The sequence below is a fragment of the Xanthomonas sp. CFBP 7698 genome, from assembly GCF_003600855.1.
In the GTDB taxonomy this organism is placed as follows: domain Bacteria; phylum Pseudomonadota; class Gammaproteobacteria; order Xanthomonadales; family Xanthomonadaceae; genus Xanthomonas; species Xanthomonas cannabis.
Genome location: NZ_PRDN01000004.1, coordinates 276,394 through 298,483, shown reverse-complemented (window position 1 = coordinate 298,483; position 22,090 = coordinate 276,394). Strand labels below are relative to the sequence as shown.

Here is a 22,090-nt window from a genome sequence, read left to right as displayed (position 1 = left end):
ATCGCCGCCAGGCCTTCGACAGTCCAAGCCATCGGCAACAAACACGAGCGTGCTCGGGAGCAGCGTTGGGAACAGTTCAAGGCCAGCGTGCGTGCGAAGGTGGAGCATCCATTCCGGGTGATCAAGCGGCAGTTTGGCTACACTAAGGTGCGCTATCGCGGTTTGGCCAAGAACACCGCGCAGGTGATGACGTTGTTTGCGCTGTCGAACCTGTGGATGAAGAGAAAGCAGTTACTGCCGACTGCGGGAGGCGTGTGCCTGTAATCCGGAGATGACCTCCGGACTGCGCCGGAAATGGTGTAAATCCGCCTATCCGGACGCGACTCCTCGGAGCAACGCATGTTGCTCATCCTCAGGTCTCGTTGATCAGACCATCCCTAGTACAGAGAAGAAACCGGCGCACGAGCGAGAACTTCCTAGGCTGCAGCCAGTTTCCGAAGTGCAAAGGAAATGCGTAAATGAACCTGACACCGTCTTCCTTAGGGGGGCTGTGAACAACTCTTTCGTAAACTTAAGATCGAAAACCGATGCAATTTCTATCTCGCGCAAGTGGTGGTTTTCCATCACGGGAACCGCGCGACTAGCGAAAACTTAAGTTCGTTTGCAAGCCCGGCGTTGCCCCCGCGTTTTTCTTGGGCTAATCCAACTCGCTACGCCTGACCAGAACGACTATTTCGAATCGTCTAACGGCTATTACGCTAGAAAGGCCTCAACTAGCATTGGCTACCAGCAACACGGGAGGCTTGAACCAAGACCGAGCGCTGGCGACGCGAATATAAACAAGACCGAATCTAGAAATTAATCTACGACATGGCACTGTCCGCTTATACCCAACCCATTGTGAAAATCAATACCATCTGAAACGGAACTTAAATCGACCGCCACTCAAATCGGCGAGACACCGGATAAAAATATGGAGCATCAAATGAAAATCAATAATAAGGCCATGCGAAAAATCGACCATTCTCTCGGAAGAATGTATAAAGGGATAGGGCCAATTAAATTTAGCAAAGAAGCGGAAAACTCACGAGATGCGCTTGCTCGAATGATTCAATTATCTAGGCATAGAATTCTTGAGTTCACGGAAGCCGGGTTTAGCGAGTTCAAAGATATCGTTAAAAACATACATTCGATGCAAATCCTAGGGCAAGATGCTAGCTATAGCGACATCTGGCGTGCAACCAAGAGCGTTATAGAGTCTCTGCTGTCTGAAGACCAGAGACCCGACGATGGAAGTGAGCTTGTACAGTTGGTACGCGAAAAAATTGCGCCGGATGTTATAAAACGAAGCTTTGCCATATCCGTCTATGGCATTCATTTAGAAGCCAATCAACCTGTCAAATTAGGAGACTTCACTCTCATCCCACCAACCATGGAGAGCTTAAGGGCAGTCGGACTTCCGGTAGACATAGAACATCTTCCTAATTCAAAAGATAACCTCGTATCTAGGTCAATAGCCAACCTTGGACAAGACCCACTGATCATTGGACAGGTCACAGGAACCTCAGAAGTTGCAGAAGCCAGATTCCGCTCGAGGGCGGAACTTCTTATGGGTCTTCTAGCTGTGTTCGTGGGCGCCAACTATGAGAATGGGGCAACAGGCTTCCGCTTCGGCATTAGATATTCATCTGAGACAGCACTTGGAAAGGCCACTTACTTCTCCTGGACTGAGCATTCAGAGGAAGCAACAGTTCATATGGTTTTTGCAAGCGGTCAGCTGCTAAAACTAAATGATTTTGAAGAAAAGCTTTTTGATCAAGGTTTATTTGAACGAGGTATTCGTGCTATAGAAATGGATTCACGCAATGAACTTGAAGAAGCTATGGTGAAGGCGTTGTACTGGTTCTGGGATGCCCAGCGGGACGTTGTACCAGTCATGCAATTTGTCAAATACTGGAGTTGCGTAGAAACATTTTTCTCTACGAAAGAATCAGTAGTTAGATCTGTTTCAACAGGGTTGGCGACGGTGCTCGTCGCCGGTGGCGGGGACTTCTTTCGACCAGATGAGTACGTGAGTTTGAAGCGAAGAATTACTAAACTTTATGCCATGAGGTGTCGTGCACTTCATGGCGCCTCATATCAACACGTTACTAGCCGTGATGTTGCTGACATGAGTCAGTGGACAGCATGGATGCTCCTCATCATGACATCTCTACTTCAGCGGGGCTATAGCTCTCCCGAGAGCGTAAAATTTCAAACGGAAAGGCTGGATGCAATTCTAATGCGAGGGGTCGCCGCTCAACATCCAACAAGCGATGAGGCGAGCTAAGGTGCCTAAAGCACGATAGACACAGCTACGACTTATAAAAGGCACTCGCCAGGCTATTCGATGCTGACGCCCTCTCTTTGCGCATCTTGCAAACAAGCTTCGGCCTTCTTGACCGTAAATAGAGTCAATTTTTAATCATTGCGAGCGATGCTTACGTTCGAACCACTGTTGCAAGGATTCTTGACCTCCCATACATCCCCCACCCGCCATTCTCGGCTCCAGCCTCAACTGGAGAACACACGATGATGAAGTGGATGGGCACCGCGCTGGCCGCGGTACTGCTGGTGAGCGGTTGCGCCAAGGTGGAGGGCGAGCAGTTCGTTGGCCACTGGGTCAACGTGCAGACGCAGGAAGAGACCATGGACATCGAGCGCAATGGCGAGACCTTCATGGTCCGCAGCACCACGCCGAAGTTCTTCAGCCGCAAGCCCAAGACCGAGAGCTACCCGGCGGTCTACAAAGATGGGGCGCTGCAGGTGACCAACGATGGCGAGACGGTGAACTTCGCCATCGACGCGAGCAACGGCCACCTCAACACCGGCGGCGAGCAATACCAGCGCGTACCGGCCAAGTAAGGCCGCCGCTGTCGCCAGCGCCCGCGTGCAGACCTTGCCGGTCGCACGCGGGCGTTTGCGTTTGTGGGCCAGCCGGCAACGCCGGGGGGCTGCCGGCGCATGCTGCGTTGCGCAGACGCCGGGCCGGACACACCGCCCGTCGCCCGGCCTTGCGCTACCGCTGCCATTCCACCCCGCGCAAGCCGTACAGTGCGCAGGCACGCCGGGGCATGGCGGTGGCATCTGAAAGACCCATCTCGGCAGCTGCTTCAAGACCACCTCAGCTTACCCATAGCTCAAGCCATTTGGTGATCTTCCATCCTTTCTCGGTGCGCGCGAGCAGATAGAGCATGCCGGTGCCACACCGTCCATGACAACGCTGTTCGGCATATACGAGCGCATGGGATCCATCGACAGGGACTGGCACACTGAGTTGTAGATAGCCGGCCGTTCCTGGGTAGGCTTTATAGAACGCAGGCCAATTGATGTCCGTCAGCACTGCGTTGACATGATCGGTGGATGCCACGTGGACATAGATGCTTTCGGGCAGCCGTACCTGCACCGGAACCGAATTTGCCAGCAATAGGGCCCGTCGCGCCTGTGCTGATACGAACGCGTGTGCAGTAGTGGATGAAAGTAACTTTTGATCCAGATTCGAGTCGCACACTTGCCCCGCTGTATCGGCGGCGCAAGTTTGGGTAGATCGATCGAGCAGCACCACCGGTTTACGCTTTGCACGTGCGAGGGGCTCGTCAGACTCTGAGGCGGGAGAATAGACCGGATACCGCTGGTCAGCGACTGCTGCCCAGATCAGGATCACGTCCTGCTTCGATAGAGCTGCAGGCGGCGACGATGGTGCTGGTTGTTCGGCAGATCGTGCAATGGAGGAAGTGATCGGCTTTGCCAACAGCACGATGGCGAGCAACGGCGCAAAAAGTAAACAAACACGCAGGATGCGAGGCCAGCTTATCCGCCTTGGCGACAAGCCGGCTGATGGCGATGAATGCGCAGCGTGAGTGTCGTTGAAGGAATACTCCTTTGACATTTTGTACTGTCCCGACTCATGTGGCGGTAGTTGAGAGGTCAACGGTTGTTCTTCGTCGGGGCTTGGTCGCAACAGGATGTCTTTGCAACGGCTTGGCGAACGTCACCGTGCTCGCGATGGCACCGCTAGCTTCCGCTCGCCCCTGAAGGGTTGGCAAGTCAGATCGGGTTTGACCCGTCATCAGACCGGGCGGAGCGTCGTTCCCAATGACGCATCCGAGACGGCGGCGGTTTTCCCCTGGGAGCATTCCTGGCTCTTGACCCGCCGTACATCCCCCACCCGCCATTCTCGGCTCCAGCCTCAACTGGAGAAACACACGATGATGAAGTGGATGGGCACCGCGCTGGCCGCGGCACTGCTGGTGAGCGGTTGCGCCAAGGTGGAGGGCGAGCAGTTCGTCGGCCACTGGGTCAACGTGCAGACGCAGGAAGAGACGATGGACATCGAGCGCAATGGCGAGACCTTCATGGTCCGCAGCACCACGCCGAAGTTCTTCAGCCGCCAGCCCAAGACCGCGAGCTACCCGGCGGTGTACAAGGACGGGGCGCTGCAGGTGACCAACGATGGCGAGACAGTGAACTTCGCCATCGACGAGAGCAACGGCCACCTCAACACCGGCGGCGAGCAGTACCAGCGCGTGCCGGCCAAATAAGCGCATCACCGTAAGGCCCGCACTGCGGGCTTTGTCATTTTGGTCGCAGGCATCGCCGCAGTTGCAGCGGATGGCGCATACACGCGTAAGCGATCACCGCATTGCGCTCGCCTTGGCCAGAGTAGCGAGGATCAGGCTGACTTCTTTAGCGATGCTGGACCCGTTCTTTGCGTAGCGATGCCGTCGAGGAACAGCCCGATCAGGTGCGCGATGCGGGTTCTCGGCGAACCGAGCTGCTCGGTGGCCAGCGAGGTGGCGGTGGCGACCACGACAAGATCGTCGAAAGAGACGTCGCGCCGGACGACACCGGTCTTCTGCGCGCTCCGCAACAGCCGTTGTCCCTCCGTGCTGATGGCATCGCACCCTGGCGTGCCGCTCTGCAGCACCTCGCCAAGCGAGGCGGCGAGCCCACGGTAGACGCTGGTGTGTTGCGCCAGCTCTTCGAGATACGCGCGTAACGCGGCCAGCGTATCGAGCGTGCTGGCACGGGCATGACTGGCAGCGGCGAGCGAGAGGAAGCGCCCGCTGTAGACCGCGGCGAACAATGACTCGCGTGTGGGGAAGCGCCGATATAGCGTGCCGATGCCCACGCCGGCGCGTTTTGCGACATCTTCCATCGACGCCTCGGCGCCGCGCTCCAGGAACACCTCCTCAGCTGCGGCGAGCAGGCGCTCGCGGTTTCTCTGGGCATCGGCGCGCAAGGGGGTGTCGGCGGTCAACGTGGCTATTCCCGGGCTGGCTTGTGTAAGTGGAGGCTACCTCCATATACTAAGTGGAGCAAACCTCCACTTACAAAGGACGCGAGATGGGCAAGCGATTCGAGGGCAAGGTGGTCGCGATCACCGGTGGCACCGACGGCATCGGACTGGTGACGGCGAAGGCGTTTTCGATGGAAGGCGCGCGGGTCTACATCACGGGACGACGGCAGGACCGGCTGGACGCTGCCGTGGCGGAGATCGGTGGCGGCGCAGTGGGCGTGCAGGGCGATGTTGGCGTGCCAGAGGATATGGACAGGCTCTATGCGCGCATCCAGCAGGAGCACGGCCGGCTGGATGTCGTCTTCGCCAATGCGGGCGTTTCCGAGTCGGCGGCGCTTGGCGAAATCGACGTCGCGCACCTGGAGCGCCTGCTGGCGACCAACGTCAAGGGCACGGTCTTCACCGTGCAGAAGGCGCTGCCGCTGATGGCAACTGGCGGCGCCGTGATCCTGGCGGGCTCGGTGGCTGGCAGCAAGGGGATCGGCGCACTGTCCGTGTACAGCGCCACGAAGGCAGCCATCCGCTCCTTTGCGCGCACGTGGACGGCCGACCTGAAGAGCCGCGGCATACGGGTGAATGTGGTTTCGCCCGGCATGGTTCACACGCCTGCCATGCAGGCCTACCTGGAAGCAAATGCAGGGGCTGAGGATGCGTTCAAGCAGATGATCCCGTTCGGCCGGCTCGGTAACGCAGAGGAGATTGCCGAAGCGGTGCTTTTCCTTGCCTCGGACGCGTCCAGTTTCATGGCGGGGCACGAACTGTTCATTGATGGCGGGGTCATGGCCATCTAGTCCTGCCTGTGGGAGCGTGGCGGTTGCCGACAACTTCGCCATCGTGCACAACCTGCGCGACGTGCTATGGATGCGACGCAGGACGTGGCAGGAGACGGTGGCCGTCGGGGAAAGGGGTGGTTGAGTCTCCCAACCTTGTCGACGACATTCGACTTCGAATGTCGGGCAAGTACGCCTTGACTCTTCCTACATCCCCCACCCGCCATCCTCGCCGCAGCCTCAACTGGAGAACACACGATGATGAAGTGGATGGGCACCGCGCTGGCCGCGGTACTGCTGGTGAGCGGTTGCGCCAAGGTGGAGGGCGAGCAGTTCGTTGGCCACTGGGTCAACGTGCAGACGCAGGAAGAGACCATGGACATCGAGCGCAATGGCGAGACCTTCATGGTCCGCAGCACCACGCCGAAGTTCTTCAGCCGCCAGCCCAAGACCGCGAGCTACCCGGCGGTGTACAAGGACGGGGCGCTGCAGGTGACCAACGATGGCGAGACAGTGAACTTCGCCATCGACGAGAGCAACGGCCACCTCAACACCGGTGGCGAGCAGTACCAGCGCGTGCCGGCCAAGTAACGCTGCTGCTGGCCACCGGATGCCCTCAACGCCCGCGGGCGGACCTGGACGAGCGCACGCGAGCGTTTTGGTCGTTGGCAGCGTGGTTTTTCCGGCCGCTTCGATGGGCTGCAGGCCCCTGCCCCGCCTTGCGGGGAACCGCCCTGCCGCTCCGCCCGCCGCCGGCCTGAATCTGCTGCCATCCAGCGCGCACAAGCCTTACAGTGCGCAGGCACGCCAGGTCATGGCGCTGCCCGACCGATCAATCCAGCAACTACGAGGGTGTCATGAGCAAGGGGATGGACCAGAAGAAGAACCAGAAAAAAGAGCCGACCAAGACGCTGAAAGAAAAGCGCGCGGCCAAGCAGGAAAAGAAGGGCAAGTAAGCCGCCCGGCCTGCCAGACGGCAGATGAGGTCAGGCGTAGGCCTGGCCTCGCGGTTTTTTGGCCCGCACCAGGCGCTGCGTTGGCTTGCGAACTCGGCCTGTCAGATTTCTCAATCGCTGCTGACATGGCCTGCGGCAGCACCCCCAACGCTGCTATAGACCGATCAACGGGCCGACCAAAGTGGCTGTGCTAATGTGGGTTTGTGCGGATTTCGGAGCTTGCCATGAGCCGTTTGACCATCGATCTGAGCGACCAGCAGCACCAGAGTTTGAAGGCGCTGGCGGCTCTGCAGGGAAAGACGATCAAGCAGTACGCGCTTGAACGCCTGTTCCCTGGCGACGTGAACGCCGATCAGGCGTGGCAGGAGTTGAAAACCCTGCTTGGGGAACGCGTCGCCGAAGGCCTAGCCGGCAAGGTGTCTAGCAAGAGCATCAACACCATTCTGGATGAGGAATTGGCCGAGGGCCGGCGCGGTTGATGCACGGCTACGTCCTCACCGACGCAGCCGAAGCCGATCTGCGCGGGATCATCCGCTACACCTCGACACGCTGGGGCCAAGCGCAGGTTCGCAGGTACATTGCAGATCTGGAACAAGGCATCGCCCGTCTCGCCACAGGGGAAGGCGCTTTCAAGGATCTCAGCGCGCTGTACCCTGCGTTGCGGATGGCCCATTGCATGCATCATTACGTCTTTTGCCTGCCGCGTGAGCAGGCTCCGGCGCTGATCGTGGCGATCTTGCATGAGCGTATGGATCTGATGGTGCATCTAGTCGGCAGGTTGTAGCTCACACTCCACATCGCGATGGTGTGGCTTTCAATACTCCTGCTCTGCCAACAATTCGGCTTCTTTTGCTGACGTGGGCGTTTGATTCGATCTATGTGCTGCGCTCGGCAATGACTGGCGTGCGCCGCTGTAGCGTTCCTGGATTAGGGACAACGCGGTAGTTGAATGACGCGTTGAACGCACGTCGATAGCCTCAGAGATACGCTGGCGCAGACGCGTCACACCGCCACCCCACGCAACGCTTCGAAGATGCGCGCCGCATCCTGGGACGGCGGCAGGCCGAAGGTGCGTGCGTATTCGCGGCTGAACTGGGTTGCGCTTTCATAGCCGACGTCCATGGCGGTGGTGGTGACGCTCTTGCCATGCGCGGTGAGCAAGTGGCGCGCCTGCAGCAGCCGCAGTTGCTTCTGGTATTGCAGCGGGCTGAGCGCGGTGGCGGCCTTGAAGTTGCGATGGAACGCCGACTCGCTCATGGCGGCCTGGCCGGCAAGCGTGGCGATGCGCAGGGGTTGGGCGTAATTGGCGCGGATGCAGTGGATTGCCTTGCGCAACCGTGCCAGCGTGGAATCCGGCGTGGCCACGGCCCGCAACACGCCCCCCTGCGGGCCTTGCAATGCGCGGTACAGAATCTCGCGCTCGTAGGCCGGCGCCAGTGCCGGGATATCGGCGGGGCATTGCATGAGGCCCAGCAGCCGCACCCAGGCATCCAGCATTTCGCCGCTCATGCTGGCGACCGAAAACGACAACGCGTCGGCACCTACCGCAGGAATGGCCGCCTGCGTCGCGGGCAGGTCGTGCAGCAGGGCGGCGATGGTTTGCGGGTCGAGCGTGAGGCTCACCGCAAGATTGGGGCGCCCCATCGTCCGCGGCATGCACCTTGCCAATGGCGGGAAGGTCGACGGTCATGACGAAGTAGCTGGCCGGGTCGTACTGCAGCGTGCGGTCGCCCACCGTCATCGACTTACCGCCCTGCAGGATCAGGTTGATCATCGGCTCGTAGACTGCCGCCAGCGCGTGCTCCGGCACCTCGCCCTGCACCATCGCCACGCGCGGGATGCCGGTTTCGGTGCGGCGGTTTTGGGCATGCCGGGTGAGCCGCTTGAGCTCGATAAGTGCCGATTTCATGGCCCATCAAACTACGCGGCGATGCACCCGGCAAGCGCAAAAGCAGGATCAGGCAGGCCGGCGCCAGCTTCGGGCAGGCGCTGCGGCACGGCGCTGCCTAACCTGGGAACACCTTCAGACACGAGCGCAACGCCATGAATATTGCAGTCATCACCGGTGGTAGCCGCGGCATCGGTGCTGCCACCGCCCTGGCCAGTGCCCGCCGCGGTATGGGCGTCATCCTGACCTATCACCAGAGCCCGCTTGCGGCCGAAGCGGTGGTTGCACGCATTGCGGCCGATGGCGGCAAGGCAGTTGCATTACCGCTGGATGTGGGCCACACGCGCAGCTTTGCCGGCTTCGCGTCGGCCGTGCAGGAGACGCTGCACACGGTCTGGCAACAGGACACCCTGGCCGGGCTGGTGAACAACGCCGGCTATGGCACGTTCAACCCGATCGAAAACGTCGATGAGGAACAGTTCGACGGCTTGTTCAACGTGCACCTCAAGGGGCCGTTCTTCCTCACCCAGGCGTTGTTGCCGCTGCTGGGCCGCGGTGCCTCCATCGTCAACCTCACCAGCGCCACCACGCGCGTGGCGTTCGCCGACGTTGCGCCGTATGCCGCGTTCAAGGGCGGGCTGGAGGTGCTCAGCCGCTACATGGCCAAGGAGTTCGGCGAGCGCGGCATCCGCGTCAATGCGGTCTCGCCAGGCGCCATCCGCACCGAACTCGGCGGCGGGCTGACGCCGGACTTCGAAGCGATGCTGGCCGCGCAAACGGCGCTAGGCCGCGTCGGAGAGCCCGAAGACGTGGCCGATGTCATCGCGATGCTGCTCTCCGATGAGGCGCGCTGGATCAATGCCCAATCGATCGAGGTGGCGGGCGGGTATTACGTTTAAGCGTTTGTTGAACCGAGGTGCTCCGTTGCCGGCAGTGCGTATGACATTCGAGCTTGCTCAAGATCGCAAAGCAGGACGCATCGCGCAGTAGGCTCACACGCGCTCGTTATTACACGGATCAAGCGGCCAGCCGCTTGATCCGTGACGGCAGATCGCCCAGCGCGCGATGCGCTTGTTCCAGTTCGTCATCGGCTTGCAGGCCCAGCCAGAAGCGCTCAGTGGTGCCCAGTGCTGCAGCCAGGCGCACGGCGGTGTCTGCGGTGATACCGCGCTTGCCCAGGACGATCTCGTTGATGCGGCGCGGCGGTACATCGATGGCCCGCGCCAGTGCGTTCTGGCTGATGCCCATCGGCTCGAGGAACTCCTCAAGCAGGACTTCGCCGGGGTGGATGTTGGGTAGGACTGTCATGGACAGATGCCTTGTGCTCAGTGGTAATCGACGAGCTCGACCTCGGCGACATCGCCCTCCATCCATCGGAAGCAGATGCGCCATTGGTCGTTGATCCGGATGCTGTACTGCCCGCGTCGCTCGCCCTTCAACGCTTCCAACCGGTTGGCAGGCGGAATGCGCAGATCATCGAGGTGCGCGGCGGCATTGAGCATGCGCAACTTGCGGCGCGCGACCTACTGGATGTCGGCCGGCAACCGGAGTGAACGCTCACCCAGCCAGATCTTTTCGGCTTCTTGTCGGTAAAGCTCCTGATCATGCGCGGCCATAACGGAACCCGTCATATGACGCAAGCCGTCATGGTAGATCCGTCTCGCGCGGGTCGTCATCGATGGCGTCAAGCCGGTCTTCGGAGTCAAGCTGCTGCAAGACGCGATCGAAATCACTCAGAAAATGCTGGTCCTGCACGATGCGGTACTTTTCGAACTCGCTTTCCGCATGCGCTTTGGCGATCTCGGCAGTGACGCGCCCTGCGTCCTGCAACACCTGCCGGTCGGTCGCTTCGATGAAACGATTCAGACGTGTTTCCCAATCCTGCATGGTCATCGGAATCTGCCGCAGCGCCATGTCCTCGGCCAGATCCAGATAGGCTGAAACAAGACGTTGCAGTTGCGCCATCTCGCCGGTGGTCAGGTAGTTCTTGGCGACCGTCACATCGAACTTCTGGATTTTCCCGCGTGGCGCGTCGACCCAGGTGGTCAGGCCCATGTGCTGCTTGCCGGCATCGGCGCGGTGGTAGACGACTTCCGCTGCGGTGTGCCCGTGGATGGCCCAGTGCAGCTTGTTCTGCACCGTGGCGAAGAAACGTTGGGTGGCCTGCGCCGTTGTGTCGTAATCAAGGGCGGTGGCGTAGATGTCGGTGATCTTCTGGTAGAACTTGCGCTCGGAGAGACGGATCTCACGGATACGTTGCAGCTGCTCTTCGAAGTAGCGTTTGCCCAGCACCGTACCGTCGTTCTGCAGGCGCTCATCGTCCATCGCGAAGCCCTTGATCGTGAAGGACTCGATGATGGTGGTGGCCCATTTGCGGAACTGCACCGCGCGCTCGGAATTGACCTTGTAGCCCACGGCAATGATGGCCGCGAGGTTGTAGTGCTTGGTGTCGTAGTTCTTGCCGTCGGCGGCAGTTATTCGAAAATTTCGAATAACTGCATCTGGCTGCAATTCGTTGTCAGCGAACACCTTTTTCAGGTGGTAGTTGATGGTGTGGGTTTCGACATCGTAGAGCTGCGCCAACATCTTCTGAGTCAGCCAGACGTTCTCGTCGGCGTATGCCGCCTGCACCCCGCCCTCGCCTGCTGCGGCCACGAAGGTCAGGTATTCGGCCGCCGACGAACGGACGAGTGAGATTTCATGCTTCTTCGGCATTGATGCCTCCCAGGCTGGCGGTACCACACGGCCAGACCTTCTTCACCCACGAGGTTATCCGGGCACGCCCGATGACGGTGATAGGCGAACGTGCTGTTCTGCCGTAAGTCTTGCTGCCATCACGCCAGCTCGCATCCATCAGAACAACGACCCCTGCACGGGTAAAGCAGTAGATGGTTCTGTTGCTTGCGTGGCGGGTGCCGGCTGCTGCTGTGCACCCAACCGCCACGCCAGGCCCGAGATGCGTGCGGCGTGCCTTGTCAGCGCGGCGCGGATGACCGCTTCGCTGCCGGACAAGTGCAGGGCGCGGCGGGCGCGGGTGATGCCGGTGTAGAGCAGTTCGCGGCTGAGCACGCGGGCGTCGCGGGTGGGCAGTTGCAGCCAGACGTCATCGAATTCGCTGCCTTGCGCCTTGTGCACGGTCATGGCGAAGGCGCTTTCGTGCGCGGGCAGTGCGGCGGGGTGGAAGCCGCGCACCTGGCCGTCGCCGTCGCCTTCGAACCAGGCGACCAACGGGCCTTGGGCACGGTTGTCGGTGCCTGGGGCGTGGCGGTTGGCGGTGGCGGCGGACTGGCTTGGCGGTGAAGACGGGCCTTCGTCGCTGCGCCCCGAAAAGGGACTCGCATCGCTTCGCAGGCAGATGCCGACGTCGCCGTTGAACAGGCCGTGGCGGTAGCTGTTTTCGGTGATCAGCAGCAGGCGGCCCTGGAACCAGGGCGAGGCGGCGCCGAGGCGGCGGGCGCCGGAGCCGGTGTCTGCCAGCAGTTGTTCAATGCGGGCGTTGAGGCCGCGCGCGCCTTGCGGGCCGGCGCGCACGGCGGTGAGCAGGCGCAGGCGGCCGGCCGCGCGCAATGCGGCGGCGGGGTCTTGGGCGTCGGCCAGCGCGCGCCAGTGGGCGAGCAGTGCGTCGCGGCCGTCGCTGAGCGGGTCTTCGCCGTCTTCGTGGAAGCGCACGCCGGCCAGCTCGCCGCTGCGCAGCAGGGCCAGGGCAGTGTCGGCGTCGCCGGCGCGGATGGCGTCGGCCAGGGGGGCCAGAGCGAAGTCGTCGGCCTGGCGGTAACCACGCAACAGGTGCACGCGGTGGCCGGCCAGGCCGCCGGTGTGGGTGGCGGCGGGCGTGGTGTCGCCGGGCGCGCTGCCGAGCAGCGGTTGCAGTGCCTGGGCGTCATCGGGCTGCAGGGCATCGCCGGGGCCTGCGGCCTGCAGGATGGCGGCGAGCACGTCGCCGGCTTCCACCGAGGGCAGCTGGTCGGCGTCGCCGAGCAGGATCAGCTGGGTGCCGTCGGCGACGGCTTCGACCAGCTTGCACATCAGTGGGAGGTCGACCATGGAGGCTTCGTCGACCACGATCAGGTCGAATGGCAGCGGGTTGTCGGCGTTATGGCGGAAGTGCGGCGAGTCCGGGATGACGCCGAGCAGGCGGTGCAGGGTGCTGGCGCCGTTGGGGAGGAGGGAGTTCCACGGGGACGGCTGGCCCTCACCCGCCCTTCGGGCACCCTCTCCCGCAGGCGGGAGAGGGGAAAGGTTGGCTGGCTCTGTCGCTTGGCGGGGAGGGGTAACAGCGGGGTTGGCTGGCTCCGTTGCTAGACGAAGCGGGGGAGCGGCGGGGTTGGCTGGCTCCGTTGCTTGACGAAGCGGGGAAGCGGCGGGGTTCGGTAGCTGCTGCGCTTGCCCGAGCGGGGCGGCACCGGGAGTGGCTGCGAGGTGGATACCGTCGGCGATGGCGCGGGCGACGGCCAGGCGCAGGCTTTCGGCCATGCGCTCGGCGGCGCGGCCGGTGGGCGCGGCCAGGGCGATGCGCGGCGGCGGATGGCCGGCGGCGTGGGCCTGGGCAATACGCAACAGCAACAGCCGGGCGATGGTGGTGGTCTTGCCGGTGCCGGGGCCGCCGGTGACCAGCAGCAGGCTGCGGCGCAGGGCCAGGGCGGCGGCCTGGGCCTGGCGGTCTGGGGAATGGGATGGCTGGGACTGGCCTATGCCGTTGATGGCCGGGGCGGGTGAGGCCTTGTCCGTGGAGGATGGCTCGGGCAGGCCCGTACCCTCACCCGCCCTTCGGGCACCCTCTCCTGGGGGGAGAGGGGAGGCTTGGGGGAATAGTTGGGCGAACAGCGGGGCCAGGGCGGCGGTGTCGAAGGTCGGCATGGGCTGGGCGGCGATGCGTTGCAGACCCAGCGCCAGGCGGCGTTCGTACTCGCGGTAGCGGCGCAGGTAGAGCAGGCCGTGTTCGAGGACCAGCGGGCAGTCGGCGGCGGCGGGGTCTTCGGGGGTCGGTTGGTCGACCCAGCGCGAGGCGGCCAGGGTACGTTGCCAGTCAGTGGGGTCCGGAAGGGCCGGCAGTGGGCCGTCGCGTTGGTCCAGCAGCATGCCGGCGCGGGCAGGGTCCAGCCCGGCGTGGCCGCTGGTGACGGCCAGCGAGGCGAGCGCGGCACCGGCCAGGACCTGTGGGTCGGTGTCCGGGGCCAGGCGTTGCAGGCTCTGGGCGAAGGCCAGGTCCAGGGTGCGCAGTACTTCGGCCTTGATCAGCGCACTGAACAGGGTTGGCTGGTTCATGGGGTGATGGCTCCCATGGCGGACGTGCCTTTCTCCGGGCGTTCGTGCCGCACCTCGACCCGTGCGAGGTGGCGTTGGCATGGCCAGGCAGGCGTGGCGTGGGGTGCGCGTGGTGTCTGCCTGCCTCTGGGGGGGAGCGGTTTGCGCACGGCGCTGATTGCCAGTGGGGTTTGTTGGGTCATGGGTCGGGCGCTTCTGTGGCGGGCGTACCCTCACCCCAACCCCTCTCCCGGGGGGAGAGGGGCTTTGAGCCATCGGGGACCAGTTGCGTTGGTGCGCTGCTGGACATTGGCTCCGGGGCGTTGCCGGCGAATAAGGCGTCCAGGGCTTCCACCAGGGCGGGGTCGAAGCGCCAGGCGTGGATGCCGGGGGCGGGATCGCCGACACGTGCGAAATCGGTGGTTGCAGGGGCGGAGTGCTGGGCAAGGCCGGGTACGGCGACGTCCTGGTCGGTGCTGGATCTGGCCGGGTCCTGGGCGGTGCCGGGTCTGGCGGACTCCTGGGTTGTTCCGGTTGTTCCGGTTGTTCCGGTTGTTCCGGTTGTTCCGGGTGTTGCGGGTGTGTAGAGCGCCGAGCGGCGGTCGGGTTCGGGTGCCAGGTCGTCAGGCAGGGACTCGCGCACGCGGCCGGCGCTGGAGGCAGGCACGCCATCGCCCCCGGCGTTGCGCCCGGCATCCAGGCCGCGGCAGAACAGATAGCGCACGCCGCCGAAGTCGCGGGCGTAGTCGTAGCCACCGCCCTCGGCGGCAGCGCCCAGGCGGAAGCGCAGCCAGCGGTGCAGCGCCACGGTGTAGATCAGTGCCTGCAGCTCGTACTCGCTGTGCGTCATGGCGCGGGCCAGGGCGTCGGCGTCGTAGCTGGGCAGGCGGTTGGACTTGTAGTCCAGCACGTACCAGCGGCCGTCCACGGTGTAGGTGAGGTCGATCAGGCCGGTCATCAGGCCTTCCAGGCGCTGGCGCATGCCGAAGGCCTGGCGGTCGCCTACCACGCCAAACCGGTGCAGCAAGGCCAGCAGCGCATCCACGCGGGTGGGCCGCATAGCGAAGTGGAATTCCATTTCATTGCGACGCTGCGGCGCGGGAACGTCGGCAAGGCGGGTGCCTTCGGGCAGCGCAACGGTGAGGGTGTGGCCGATCAGCGCGGTGAGCATGGCCAGGCCGTCGTCCCATTCCTTCTCGACGTAGCCGCCGCGTTGCAGCGCCTCGAGGATGGCGGTGGCCTGGCCGTCGGGCGCGGGTTGGCCGGGCCGCCACGCCTGCCAGGCAGCAAAATCGCAGCGCTCGAATACGTCGTGCATCACCACGCCGAAGCGGTTGCCGGCAAAGCGTGGGTCGAAGGGTTCGGCCTCGGTGGCCACTGCGATCGCCTCGCTGCCGGACGGCTCGTCGCTGCCGCCGCTGCCCACCACGGTGGCGCTGGCCATCGGGTCGGTGGCGGCGCCGGCATCGGCATTGGCCAGCTGGGTGAAGCTGTAAACCCACCACTCCGGGGCGATGTGGCGTTGCGGGCTGCGCGCGGGCGGCACCTGCGCCTCGACCGGTGGCGGCAGGCGTGGCAGGTTGGCGGGCGGCGTGCTGGTGTCGACCACCACCGCGCCCTCGCCTGCTGCGCCCTGCAACGCATCCAGCGCGCGCAGCATGCCGGCCAACGCAGTGCGCTCGTGCTGATGGAACGGGCCGCTGGCGATCCACAGCGCGTGCTCGGCGCGGGTCAGGCCGACGTAGAGCAGGCGCGCGTCTTCGGCACGTTGTTCCTGTTTCCAGGCCGCTTCGGCGGCGCTCCAGCTTGGGTCGTCTTTGTCAGTCTTCCAGTGCAGCTGGCGGCCGAGCTCGGGCGCATGCACCACGCAGTGGCGGCCGGCGCCCTTGTCGCTGCGGCCGATGCCGATGTACGGCAGGAACACCAACGGATATTCCAGGCCCTTGCTCTTGTGCAGGGTGACGATCTGCACGCGGCGCGCGTCCGACTCCAGCCGCAGCTGCTGGGCTTCGTCGTTGTCGTCGGCATTGGCGATGCGGCGCGACAGCCAGTCCACCAGGCCATGGGGGCCGAGCGCGCGGGCGTCGGCTTCCTGCAGCAGTTCGGCCAGTTGCAAATAGTTGGTGAGGCGGCGTTCGCCATCGACCAGGGCCAGCAGGCGTTGCCCGTGCGCGGCGCCCAGCTCGCCGATCAAAGCCAGCGGGCCGCCGCGTTGCCAACGCTCGCGCCAGTCCAGTGCGTGCTGCTGCCAGCGGCGGTGACGCTCGCCGTCGTGTGCGAGCGCAGCGATGGCGGCGGCGTCTTCGCCGATCAGCACGGTGGCCAGGGCAGCGCGCAGGCGGCTGTCGTCGCCCGGGTCGAGCAAGGCCTGCAGCAGGGCGAGCAGTTCCAGCGCCTCGTCGGTGGCGAACAGGCTTTGCTTGCCGGCGGCCACGGCGGGGATGCCCGCCGCGCCCAGTGCCTGCTGGATGCGGGTAGCTTCGCCGTGGCTGCGCACCAGCACGGCGATATCGCCGGCCTGCACCGGACGGCCGTTGATGGTGGCGCTGCCGTCGCGGCCACCGGCCAGCCAGCTGCGGATCGCCGCGACGCAGGCGGCGGTGGCCAGCTCGCGGGCGCGGCCGGCGCTCCAGGGTCTGGGCTTGCCCTTCATTACCGGCGGTGGCTCGGGCGCGCGCCACAGCGTGAGTGCCGGCGCGGTGACGCCGTTGCATTGCAGGTCGGTGTCCAGGCGTTTGGTGCCGGCCTGCACCGGGTGGAAGGCGATGCCGTCGGTGAGGAAGGCGTCGGTGTAGCCGGCCTGCACGTACAGCGCGTCGATGGCGGCCAGCACGCCGGGGCGCGAGCGGAAATTGTGGCTCAGCGGTGGCGCCAGTTCGGCAGTGACCGCGGCAGCCAGATAGGTGCGCACGTCGCCGCCGCGGAAGCCGTAGATGGCCTGCTTGGGGTCGCCGATCAGGAACAGGGCCGGCTCCAGGCCGGCGGCGCGGGCAAGCGGGCCCTGGCCGAACACAGTGGAGAAGATCGCCCACTGGCGGTCATCGGTGTCCTGGAATTCGTCCACCAGCGCGATGGCGTATTGCGCGCGCAGGCGCTGCACCAAGGCATCGGCCTGCGGGCCTTGCAGCGCATGCGCCACGCCATCGACCAGGTCGTCGTAGGTCTGCACGCGGCGCTGACGCTTGAGCAGCGCCAGCCGTGCGATGGCATCGTCGCGCAGCGCGTGCACCAGGCGGATGCGGCGGCGGGTGCGCCATTGTTCGACGTTTGCCAGCGCGGTGAGATAGCCATCGATCTCGTGGCTCATCGGCGAGGCCGGCGTGCGGTCGACGAACTTCTTGTTGGTGCCGGTGGCCAGCTCCGCAGCGGTCAACTTGAGCAACTTCGGATGCGGCGCGCTGTCGTGCGAGGGCGCCGCGGCGAAGCTCTGGAACCAGTGCCACAGCGAGGCCAACCACTCGGGCTTGTAGCTGACCTTGCTCAGGATGCCGCCATCGATGGCGGCCATGATGGCGTCGAAAAACGCCGTGCCGTGCGCCTGGAACGCAGCCGCCAATGCATGGCTGGCGTCGTGCACGGCCTGCAGCAATGCCGCGGCATCGTCGGTGGCGTCATCGGAGCGTGCGGGCAGGATGGCCGGGTGGCGCACCAAGGCACGCAGATCGGTGGCCAGGGCGGGCGGGCCGCCCGACCACAGCGCGATGAGGTCTTCGGCCATCACCGCATCGGCGGCGCGTTGCCGCCACAGGTCGGCAGCGACTTCGCCCAGCAATTCGCGGTCGTTGGCGAGCAGTTGCGGTGCGGCGAAGGCCTGGCCGCTTTCCAGCGCGTGTTCGCGCAGCACGCGCGCGCAGAAACCGTGGATGGTGAACACGGCGGCCAGGTCGATTTCTTCGACGGCCTGTTGCAGGCGGCGGCGCAAGGCGGCAGCGGTTTCGGTGCCGGTGGCCAGGTGCGCTTCGAGAATGGCGCGGGTGAGCAGGGCGTCGGGCGCTTCGTGTAGGAGCGGCCTTGGCCGCGACGGGTCGTTGGCGACGTTGGTCGCGGCCAAGGCCGCTCCTACAGGAGCATCGGGCGTCGGTACGATGGCCGGTTCGGTCGCGCCCGGGTGCGCTCCTACGATGGTGGATGAGGCATTGGGCACCAGCGTTGCGGCCAGCACCAGGCGTTCGCGGATGCGGCGGCGCAGCTCTTGCGTGGCGGCTTCGGTGAAGGTCACCGCGAGGATCTGGCCGATGCGCAGGCCGCGCTCGACCACCAGCCGGGTGAACAGCGTGGCCAGGGTGAAGGTCTTGCCGGTGCCGGCGCTGGCTTCGATCAGGCGCACGCCGTGCAGCGGCAGGTGCAGGTACGGGTCGGTTGCGGGAGCGCTGCTCATTCGGCGTCGTCCTGTGCGCCGTGCCAGTGGCGCCAGCTGTCGATCAGCCGCTCCGGGTCGAGCGTGGTGTCGGTGCTGCCGCGTTCGAGCAGGTCGTACACGCGGTGGCTGGTGGTGGCGAACTCGGTAAAGTGCTGCGCATCGGCAAACGGGTCGCGGCCGCGGTTGACCAGGCGCAGTTCCGGGCTGTGCGACTCGCTCCAGCCGAAGCTGGCCTGCCACTGCCCGGCGGCGTCCTTGATGGCCTTGTCCAGGTCGTCGCTGCGCGCGGCCTGGTGGTATTTCCAGCTGCTGTACGGCGCGAACGGCAACGGTGCCTGCAAGCCGTGGCGATACAGCTGCAGCAATTGGGCCAGGGCACTTTGCGCCTGCGTCTGCGATAGCGGCTCGGGATCGATGGGATGCGGGCCCAGGCCATCGTCGTGTTCGAAGAAGCGCACATACGGCGCCTGCTCGCCGGCGGCGCGCAGCAGCAGCCATTCCAGGCCGTGGCGGATCGTGCTGCGGCCGCTGAGCGCGCCGACCTGCACCCGCCCCACGCCATCGGCGTACCAACCAGGCACGCGGCCATGCACTTCCGTCGCGCCGATCTGCACCTGCAGCCGGCGCGACTGCGCCGGCGCTTCGCCACGCCATTGCCGGAATGCCTGCGCATACGGGCGCAGTTGCGCCACCCGCTCATCGAGCTGGCGCCGCCCCAGCGGGCCGGATGGCAGCAGTGCGCGCGCGCGCAGACGCTCGTACAGCCGCTCGGTGTCGCCGGCCAGTGCCGCTTCGAACACCTGCTGCTGCAGGCCGTAGTGGTCCAGCCCGCGGGTGGAGGCGAGCAGTGGTTCGAGGTCGCTGTCTTCGCTGGCCGGATCAGGCAGCCGCATGCCCAGGCGGTGGCGCAGGAACTGCCCGGCCGGGTCGCCGAACAGGCGGCGCAGGTCGTCGATGGACACGTTGGCGGGCAGCGCAACGGTGTCGGCCGGCAGTGCGCCGGCGACCCACGGCGCCAGCGCCTGGCGTTGCCCGGCCAGGCTGTCCACGGCCGGGCGCCATTGCCGGCGATAACTGAAACGGCGTGGGTCGGCGTGCGCGTCGTCGCCCACCGCGCCGAACGCCGCGGCGGCGAACGGCTGCAACGGGTGACGCACTACCAGTGTGTCGAACGCCGCTGGGTCGGCGTGGTACTGCGCCGCGCTGCCCAGCAATTCGCTCACCAGCACCGACGGTTCGCGCACGCTGCCATCGCGCGCATCGGCGCCGAGATAGCTCAGGTAGAACACCTCCTGCGCAGAGGCGAACAACTGCAAAAACAAGAACCGGTCGTCCTCGCGGGTGGAACGATCACCGTGGCGGCGACGCTCGGTACCCAACTCGGCGGTGAGCCGATTGAGCCCGGCGGCCGGGTCGCGGCGCGGGAAGTCGCCGTCGTTCATGCCGAGCAGGCAGATCACCCGGAACGGCAGCAGGCGCATCGGCACCATGCGGCCAAAACTGATGCCGCCGGTGAGCAGCGGCGCGCGCGTGTCCGATTCGCCCAGCACTGCGGTGAAATGCGCACGCACCACTTCGGCCGGCACCTTGCCTGCGTAGTCGGCACGCACCGCATCGCGGGCGAACTGGTCGATCAAGCTGCGCAAGCGGTCCAGCGCGCGCTGTGCACGCGGTGCGGTGGGCGCTTTTGGCATCAGCGCCTCCAGCAGGCCAAGCAGACGCTCGCGCCACTCCACCGGCGTCATCGCGTCGGCCAGCGACGATTGATGGCGTTCGAGCACGCGCAACAGCTTCAACAAGGTGTCCAGTGCGGCCAGCGCGCTGCCTTCCAGCTGCGGCCACGGCGCCACGCCATCGATATCGTCGTCGGCACCGCTGGCATGCCCTAGCAGCAGCCGGTCCAGCGCAAAGCGCCAGGTGTAGGCGTCGTCGCTCGGGGCCTGCAGTTGACGCCGATGCGCCGCATCCAGGCCCCAGCGCGCGCCGGCGGCGTGCAGCCAGCCGCGCAGGCGTTCCAGCCCGGCTTCGTCCAGGCCGGCGGCTTCGGCAATCGGTGCGCTGGCCAGCAGGTCGAGAATTTCGTGCAGGCCGAAGCGTGCGATCGGCAAGCCGAGCAAGCTCAGAAAAACCTCGGCCAGCGGCTCGCTTGCCAGCGGGCTGGCATCGGCCAATGCATACGGCAACGCGTCGTCGTTGCCGTGGCTGCCGAACACCGCGTCCAGATACGGCACATACGGGTCGATGTTTGGCGACAGCACCGCGATCTCGCGTGGCTGCAAGGGCGGATCGAAGCGCGGGTCGTCGAGCAAGGCGCGCAGCTGGTCGTGCAGTACCTGCAACTCACGCAGCCGCGTGTGGCAGGCGTGCACCTGCAGGCTGGGGTCGTGCCGATTCACCGCCGGCAACGCGGCCGGTACGCGTGGCGCGCGGCGATTGAACAAATCGCTCTGCATGCGCCGCAACAGACTATCGCCCAGGCCGCCATCGGCCAGCGCGCGGCGGCCGGAGTCCAGCGGGTCGGCATAGGCGGCGATTTCGGCCAGCGGATGCACCACCTCGTAGTCGCCCACCAAGGCCATGAAGTCGCGCCCGGCCGCGCCCCAGGCCTGCAGCAGCGGGTTTTCCTGCACCTGTTCGGCGAACAGCTGCACCGCACCGTGTTCGCGGCGGCGTTGCCACATTGTCTGCAAATCGCCCCAATAGCCTTGCGTGGGCGTGGGCAGATAGAAATGCAGCGTACCCACGCGCGCCTGCGTGGCCAGCACGCGCAGCACGTCGGGCGAGATATTGAGGATGGCGAAGGCGAACAACCGGCCCGGCAAGCCCTGTGGCAAAGGCCCGTCGGCGCGCGCGTAGCGGTCCAGATACTGGCCGATGCGACGCGCGCGGTATTGCCGGCCCGATGCGATGCTGCGCCACAGCCGCGCCTGCGGATCGTCGGAGTCGGCGCCGCCTTCCCAACGCAGCAGCCAGTCGCGGCGCCAGGCCTGGTATTTCTCGAACACACTGCCCAGCTCGCCGGCCAGCGCCCACGGCTTGAGCGCGTCGCCGTCGGACAGATAGCCGGCCAGTGGCGCCAATGCCGCATCGCTGCCCAGGTCCGATTGGAGGGCCGCGTACAGCCGCCACTGCGTGGTGGCCATGTCCAGATCATCGTCGGCCGGGCCCAGGTTGCACTCCAGCGCGCGCGCGACGAACTCGCCGGGGGTCAGGAATTCCAGATTCGCCGCAACACCGTGCTCGGCCGCCAGCGTGGACTGCAGCCAGCGCCGCATCGCCACCTGCGGGATCAGCACTACCTCCGGTTGCAGCAGCGGCTGCCCGGGTACCGGTCGTCGCAGCTCCTGGGCCAGCAGGGCAGCCAGGGTATCCAGCGCATTGGATGGATAAAGGCGGAAATCGGGCGCGGAGGTGACGTGCATGCGTGCGCGCATTGTGCCGGATGCGCGCGTGATGCGCTGTCGGCGCTGGCCGCGATCTGCCCTGGCGCTGATGCACGTGCGCCGTGCGGTCGAGCGCGCAGGCGTGCTGCCGGCGCGCGCTGCAATCCGATGCAGCCCCTCGTTGCCAATGCCATGCGGCGCAAGCATTCGA

Annotated in this window: 16 protein-coding genes and 2 pseudogenes; 9 read left to right on the top strand and 9 right to left on the bottom strand. The window is 65.0% G+C overall.

Annotated elements, in window-relative coordinates:
* From XnspCFBP7698_RS17130 to XnspCFBP7698_RS17120, 3 genes are all read left to right on the top strand, one after another.
* Positions 1-264, top strand: a 264-nt coding sequence (locus tag XnspCFBP7698_RS17130; RefSeq protein ID WP_147423609.1) for a transposase, incomplete at its 5' end; no start/stop codon positions are given.
* A gap of 661 nt (positions 265-925) precedes the next feature.
* Positions 926-2,269, top strand: coding sequence for a hypothetical protein (locus tag XnspCFBP7698_RS21430; protein ID WP_146093281.1), 1,344 nt, complete (start codon positions 926-928; stop codon positions 2,267-2,269).
* Between the two features lie 242 nt (positions 2,270-2,511).
* Positions 2,512-2,844, top strand: coding sequence for a hypothetical protein (locus XnspCFBP7698_RS17120; RefSeq protein ID WP_104581559.1), 333 nt, complete (start codon positions 2,512-2,514; stop codon positions 2,842-2,844).
* Between the two features lie 259 nt (positions 2,845-3,103).
* Here XnspCFBP7698_RS17120 and XnspCFBP7698_RS21420 read toward each other — a convergent pair whose 3' ends face one another.
* Positions 3,104-3,868, bottom strand: coding sequence for a hypothetical protein (locus tag XnspCFBP7698_RS21420; protein WP_146093279.1), 765 nt, complete (start codon positions 3,866-3,868; stop codon positions 3,104-3,106).
* 319 nt (positions 3,869-4,187) lie between these two features.
* Here XnspCFBP7698_RS21420 and XnspCFBP7698_RS17115 point away from each other — a divergent pair, with 319 nt between their 5' ends.
* Positions 4,188-4,520 carry a hypothetical protein gene (locus tag XnspCFBP7698_RS17115; RefSeq protein ID WP_104581558.1) on the top strand — a complete coding sequence of 111 codons (333 nt, stop codon included), beginning with the start codon at positions 4,188-4,190 and terminating at the stop codon, positions 4,518-4,520.
* A gap of 131 nt (positions 4,521-4,651) precedes the next feature.
* Here the strand turns inward: XnspCFBP7698_RS17115 and XnspCFBP7698_RS17110 are convergent, their stop codons facing one another.
* Positions 4,652-5,239, bottom strand: coding sequence for a TetR/AcrR family transcriptional regulator (locus XnspCFBP7698_RS17110; RefSeq protein ID WP_104581557.1), 588 nt, complete (start codon positions 5,237-5,239; stop codon positions 4,652-4,654).
* Between the two features lie 86 nt (positions 5,240-5,325).
* On the opposite strand from XnspCFBP7698_RS17110, the gene XnspCFBP7698_RS17105 reads away from it, so the two are divergent.
* The 4 genes from XnspCFBP7698_RS17105 to XnspCFBP7698_RS17085 all read left to right on the top strand — a co-directional run bounded on the left by XnspCFBP7698_RS17105 (position 5,326) and on the right by XnspCFBP7698_RS17085 (position 7,788).
* Complete coding sequence (locus XnspCFBP7698_RS17105) at positions 5,326-6,069, top strand: SDR family oxidoreductase (protein WP_104581556.1); 744 nt, start codon at positions 5,326-5,328, stop codon at positions 6,067-6,069.
* Positions 6,070-6,306: 237 nt separating this feature from the next.
* Positions 6,307-6,639 carry a hypothetical protein gene (locus tag XnspCFBP7698_RS17100; protein ID WP_104581555.1) on the top strand — a complete coding sequence of 111 codons (333 nt, stop codon included), beginning with the start codon at positions 6,307-6,309 and terminating at the stop codon, positions 6,637-6,639.
* Positions 6,640-7,228: 589 nt separating this feature from the next.
* Positions 7,229-7,483, top strand: a complete 255-nt coding sequence (locus XnspCFBP7698_RS17090; protein ID WP_047696333.1) for an antitoxin — start codon at positions 7,229-7,231, stop codon at positions 7,481-7,483.
* Positions 7,483-7,788, top strand: a complete 306-nt coding sequence (locus XnspCFBP7698_RS17085) for a type II toxin-antitoxin system RelE/ParE family toxin (RefSeq protein WP_184368317.1) — start codon at positions 7,483-7,485, stop codon at positions 7,786-7,788. Before XnspCFBP7698_RS17090 ends, XnspCFBP7698_RS17085 begins: the two co-directional genes overlap by 1 nt.
* Before the next feature lie 218 nt (positions 7,789-8,006).
* On the opposite strand, the pseudogene XnspCFBP7698_RS17080 reads toward XnspCFBP7698_RS17085, so the two are convergent.
* Positions 8,007-8,829, bottom strand: a pseudogene (locus tag XnspCFBP7698_RS17080) (AraC family transcriptional regulator).
* 218 nt (positions 8,830-9,047) lie between these two features.
* Between XnspCFBP7698_RS17080 and XnspCFBP7698_RS17075 the strand changes: the two are divergent.
* Positions 9,048-9,791 carry an SDR family oxidoreductase gene (locus XnspCFBP7698_RS17075; RefSeq protein ID WP_104581553.1) on the top strand — a complete coding sequence of 248 codons (744 nt, stop codon included), beginning with the start codon at positions 9,048-9,050 and terminating at the stop codon, positions 9,789-9,791.
* A 118-nt stretch (positions 9,792-9,909) separates the two neighbouring features.
* Here XnspCFBP7698_RS17075 and XnspCFBP7698_RS17070 read toward each other — a convergent pair whose 3' ends face one another.
* The 6 genes and pseudogenes from XnspCFBP7698_RS17070 to recC all read right to left on the bottom strand — a co-directional run bounded on the left by XnspCFBP7698_RS17070 (position 9,910) and on the right by recC (position 21,918).
* Positions 9,910-10,200, bottom strand: coding sequence for a HigA family addiction module antitoxin (locus XnspCFBP7698_RS17070; protein WP_104581552.1), 291 nt, complete (start codon positions 10,198-10,200; stop codon positions 9,910-9,912).
* A 17-nt stretch (positions 10,201-10,217) separates the two neighbouring features.
* A pseudogene (locus XnspCFBP7698_RS21910) lies at positions 10,218-10,508 on the bottom strand (type II toxin-antitoxin system RelE/ParE family toxin).
* Positions 10,509-10,536: 28 nt separating this feature from the next.
* A complete protein-coding gene (locus XnspCFBP7698_RS17060; protein ID WP_104581551.1) occupies positions 10,537-11,607 on the bottom strand; it encodes a virulence RhuM family protein in 1,071 nt (356 codons plus the stop codon).
* 138 nt (positions 11,608-11,745) lie between these two features.
* Positions 11,746-14,157, bottom strand: coding sequence for an exodeoxyribonuclease V subunit alpha (gene recD / locus XnspCFBP7698_RS17055; protein ID WP_104581550.1), 2,412 nt, complete (start codon positions 14,155-14,157; stop codon positions 11,746-11,748).
* 178 nt (positions 14,158-14,335) lie between these two features.
* Positions 14,336-18,514 (bottom strand): exodeoxyribonuclease V subunit beta, encoded by a 4,179-nt coding sequence (recB, locus tag XnspCFBP7698_RS17050; RefSeq protein WP_104581549.1) that lies wholly within the window; start codon positions 18,512-18,514, stop codon positions 14,336-14,338.
* Positions 18,511-21,918 (bottom strand): exodeoxyribonuclease V subunit gamma, encoded by a 3,408-nt coding sequence (gene recC, locus XnspCFBP7698_RS17045; RefSeq protein WP_104581564.1) that lies wholly within the window; start codon positions 21,916-21,918, stop codon positions 18,511-18,513. Before recC ends, recB begins: the two co-directional genes overlap by 4 nt.
* Positions 21,919-22,090: the final 172 nt, after the last annotated feature.

What these genes read in the sequence shown, in the direction of transcription:
- XnspCFBP7698_RS21430 (WP_146093281.1), top strand. Translation starts at nt 926, where the DNA reads ATGAAAATCAATAATAAGGCCATGCGAAAAATCGACCATTCTCTCGGA.
- XnspCFBP7698_RS17120 (WP_104581559.1), top strand. Translation starts at nt 2,512, where the DNA reads ATGATGAAGTGGATGGGCACCGCGCTGGCCGCGGTACTGCTGGTGAGC.
- XnspCFBP7698_RS21420 (WP_146093279.1), bottom strand. Translation starts at nt 3,868, where the DNA reads ATGTCAAAGGAGTATTCCTTCAACGACACTCACGCTGCGCATTCATCG.
- XnspCFBP7698_RS17115 (WP_104581558.1), top strand. Translation starts at nt 4,188, where the DNA reads ATGATGAAGTGGATGGGCACCGCGCTGGCCGCGGCACTGCTGGTGAGC.
- XnspCFBP7698_RS17105 (WP_104581556.1), top strand. Translation starts at nt 5,326, where the DNA reads ATGGGCAAGCGATTCGAGGGCAAGGTGGTCGCGATCACCGGTGGCACC.
- XnspCFBP7698_RS17100 (WP_104581555.1), top strand. Translation starts at nt 6,307, where the DNA reads ATGATGAAGTGGATGGGCACCGCGCTGGCCGCGGTACTGCTGGTGAGC.
- XnspCFBP7698_RS17090 (WP_047696333.1), top strand. Translation starts at nt 7,229, where the DNA reads ATGAGCCGTTTGACCATCGATCTGAGCGACCAGCAGCACCAGAGTTTG.
- XnspCFBP7698_RS17085 (WP_184368317.1), top strand. Translation starts at nt 7,483, where the DNA reads ATGCACGGCTACGTCCTCACCGACGCAGCCGAAGCCGATCTGCGCGGG.
- XnspCFBP7698_RS17075 (WP_104581553.1), top strand. Translation starts at nt 9,048, where the DNA reads ATGAATATTGCAGTCATCACCGGTGGTAGCCGCGGCATCGGTGCTGCC.
- XnspCFBP7698_RS17070 (WP_104581552.1), bottom strand. Translation starts at nt 10,200, where the DNA reads ATGACAGTCCTACCCAACATCCACCCCGGCGAAGTCCTGCTTGAGGAG.
- XnspCFBP7698_RS17060 (WP_104581551.1), bottom strand. Translation starts at nt 11,607, where the DNA reads ATGCCGAAGAAGCATGAAATCTCACTCGTCCGTTCGTCGGCGGCCGAA.
- recD (WP_104581550.1), bottom strand. Translation starts at nt 14,157, where the DNA reads ATGAACCAGCCAACCCTGTTCAGTGCGCTGATCAAGGCCGAAGTACTG.
- recB (WP_104581549.1), bottom strand. Translation starts at nt 18,514, where the DNA reads ATGAGCAGCGCTCCCGCAACCGACCCGTACCTGCACCTGCCGCTGCAC.
- recC (WP_104581564.1), bottom strand. Translation starts at nt 21,918, where the DNA reads ATGCACGTCACCTCCGCGCCCGATTTCCGCCTTTATCCATCCAATGCG.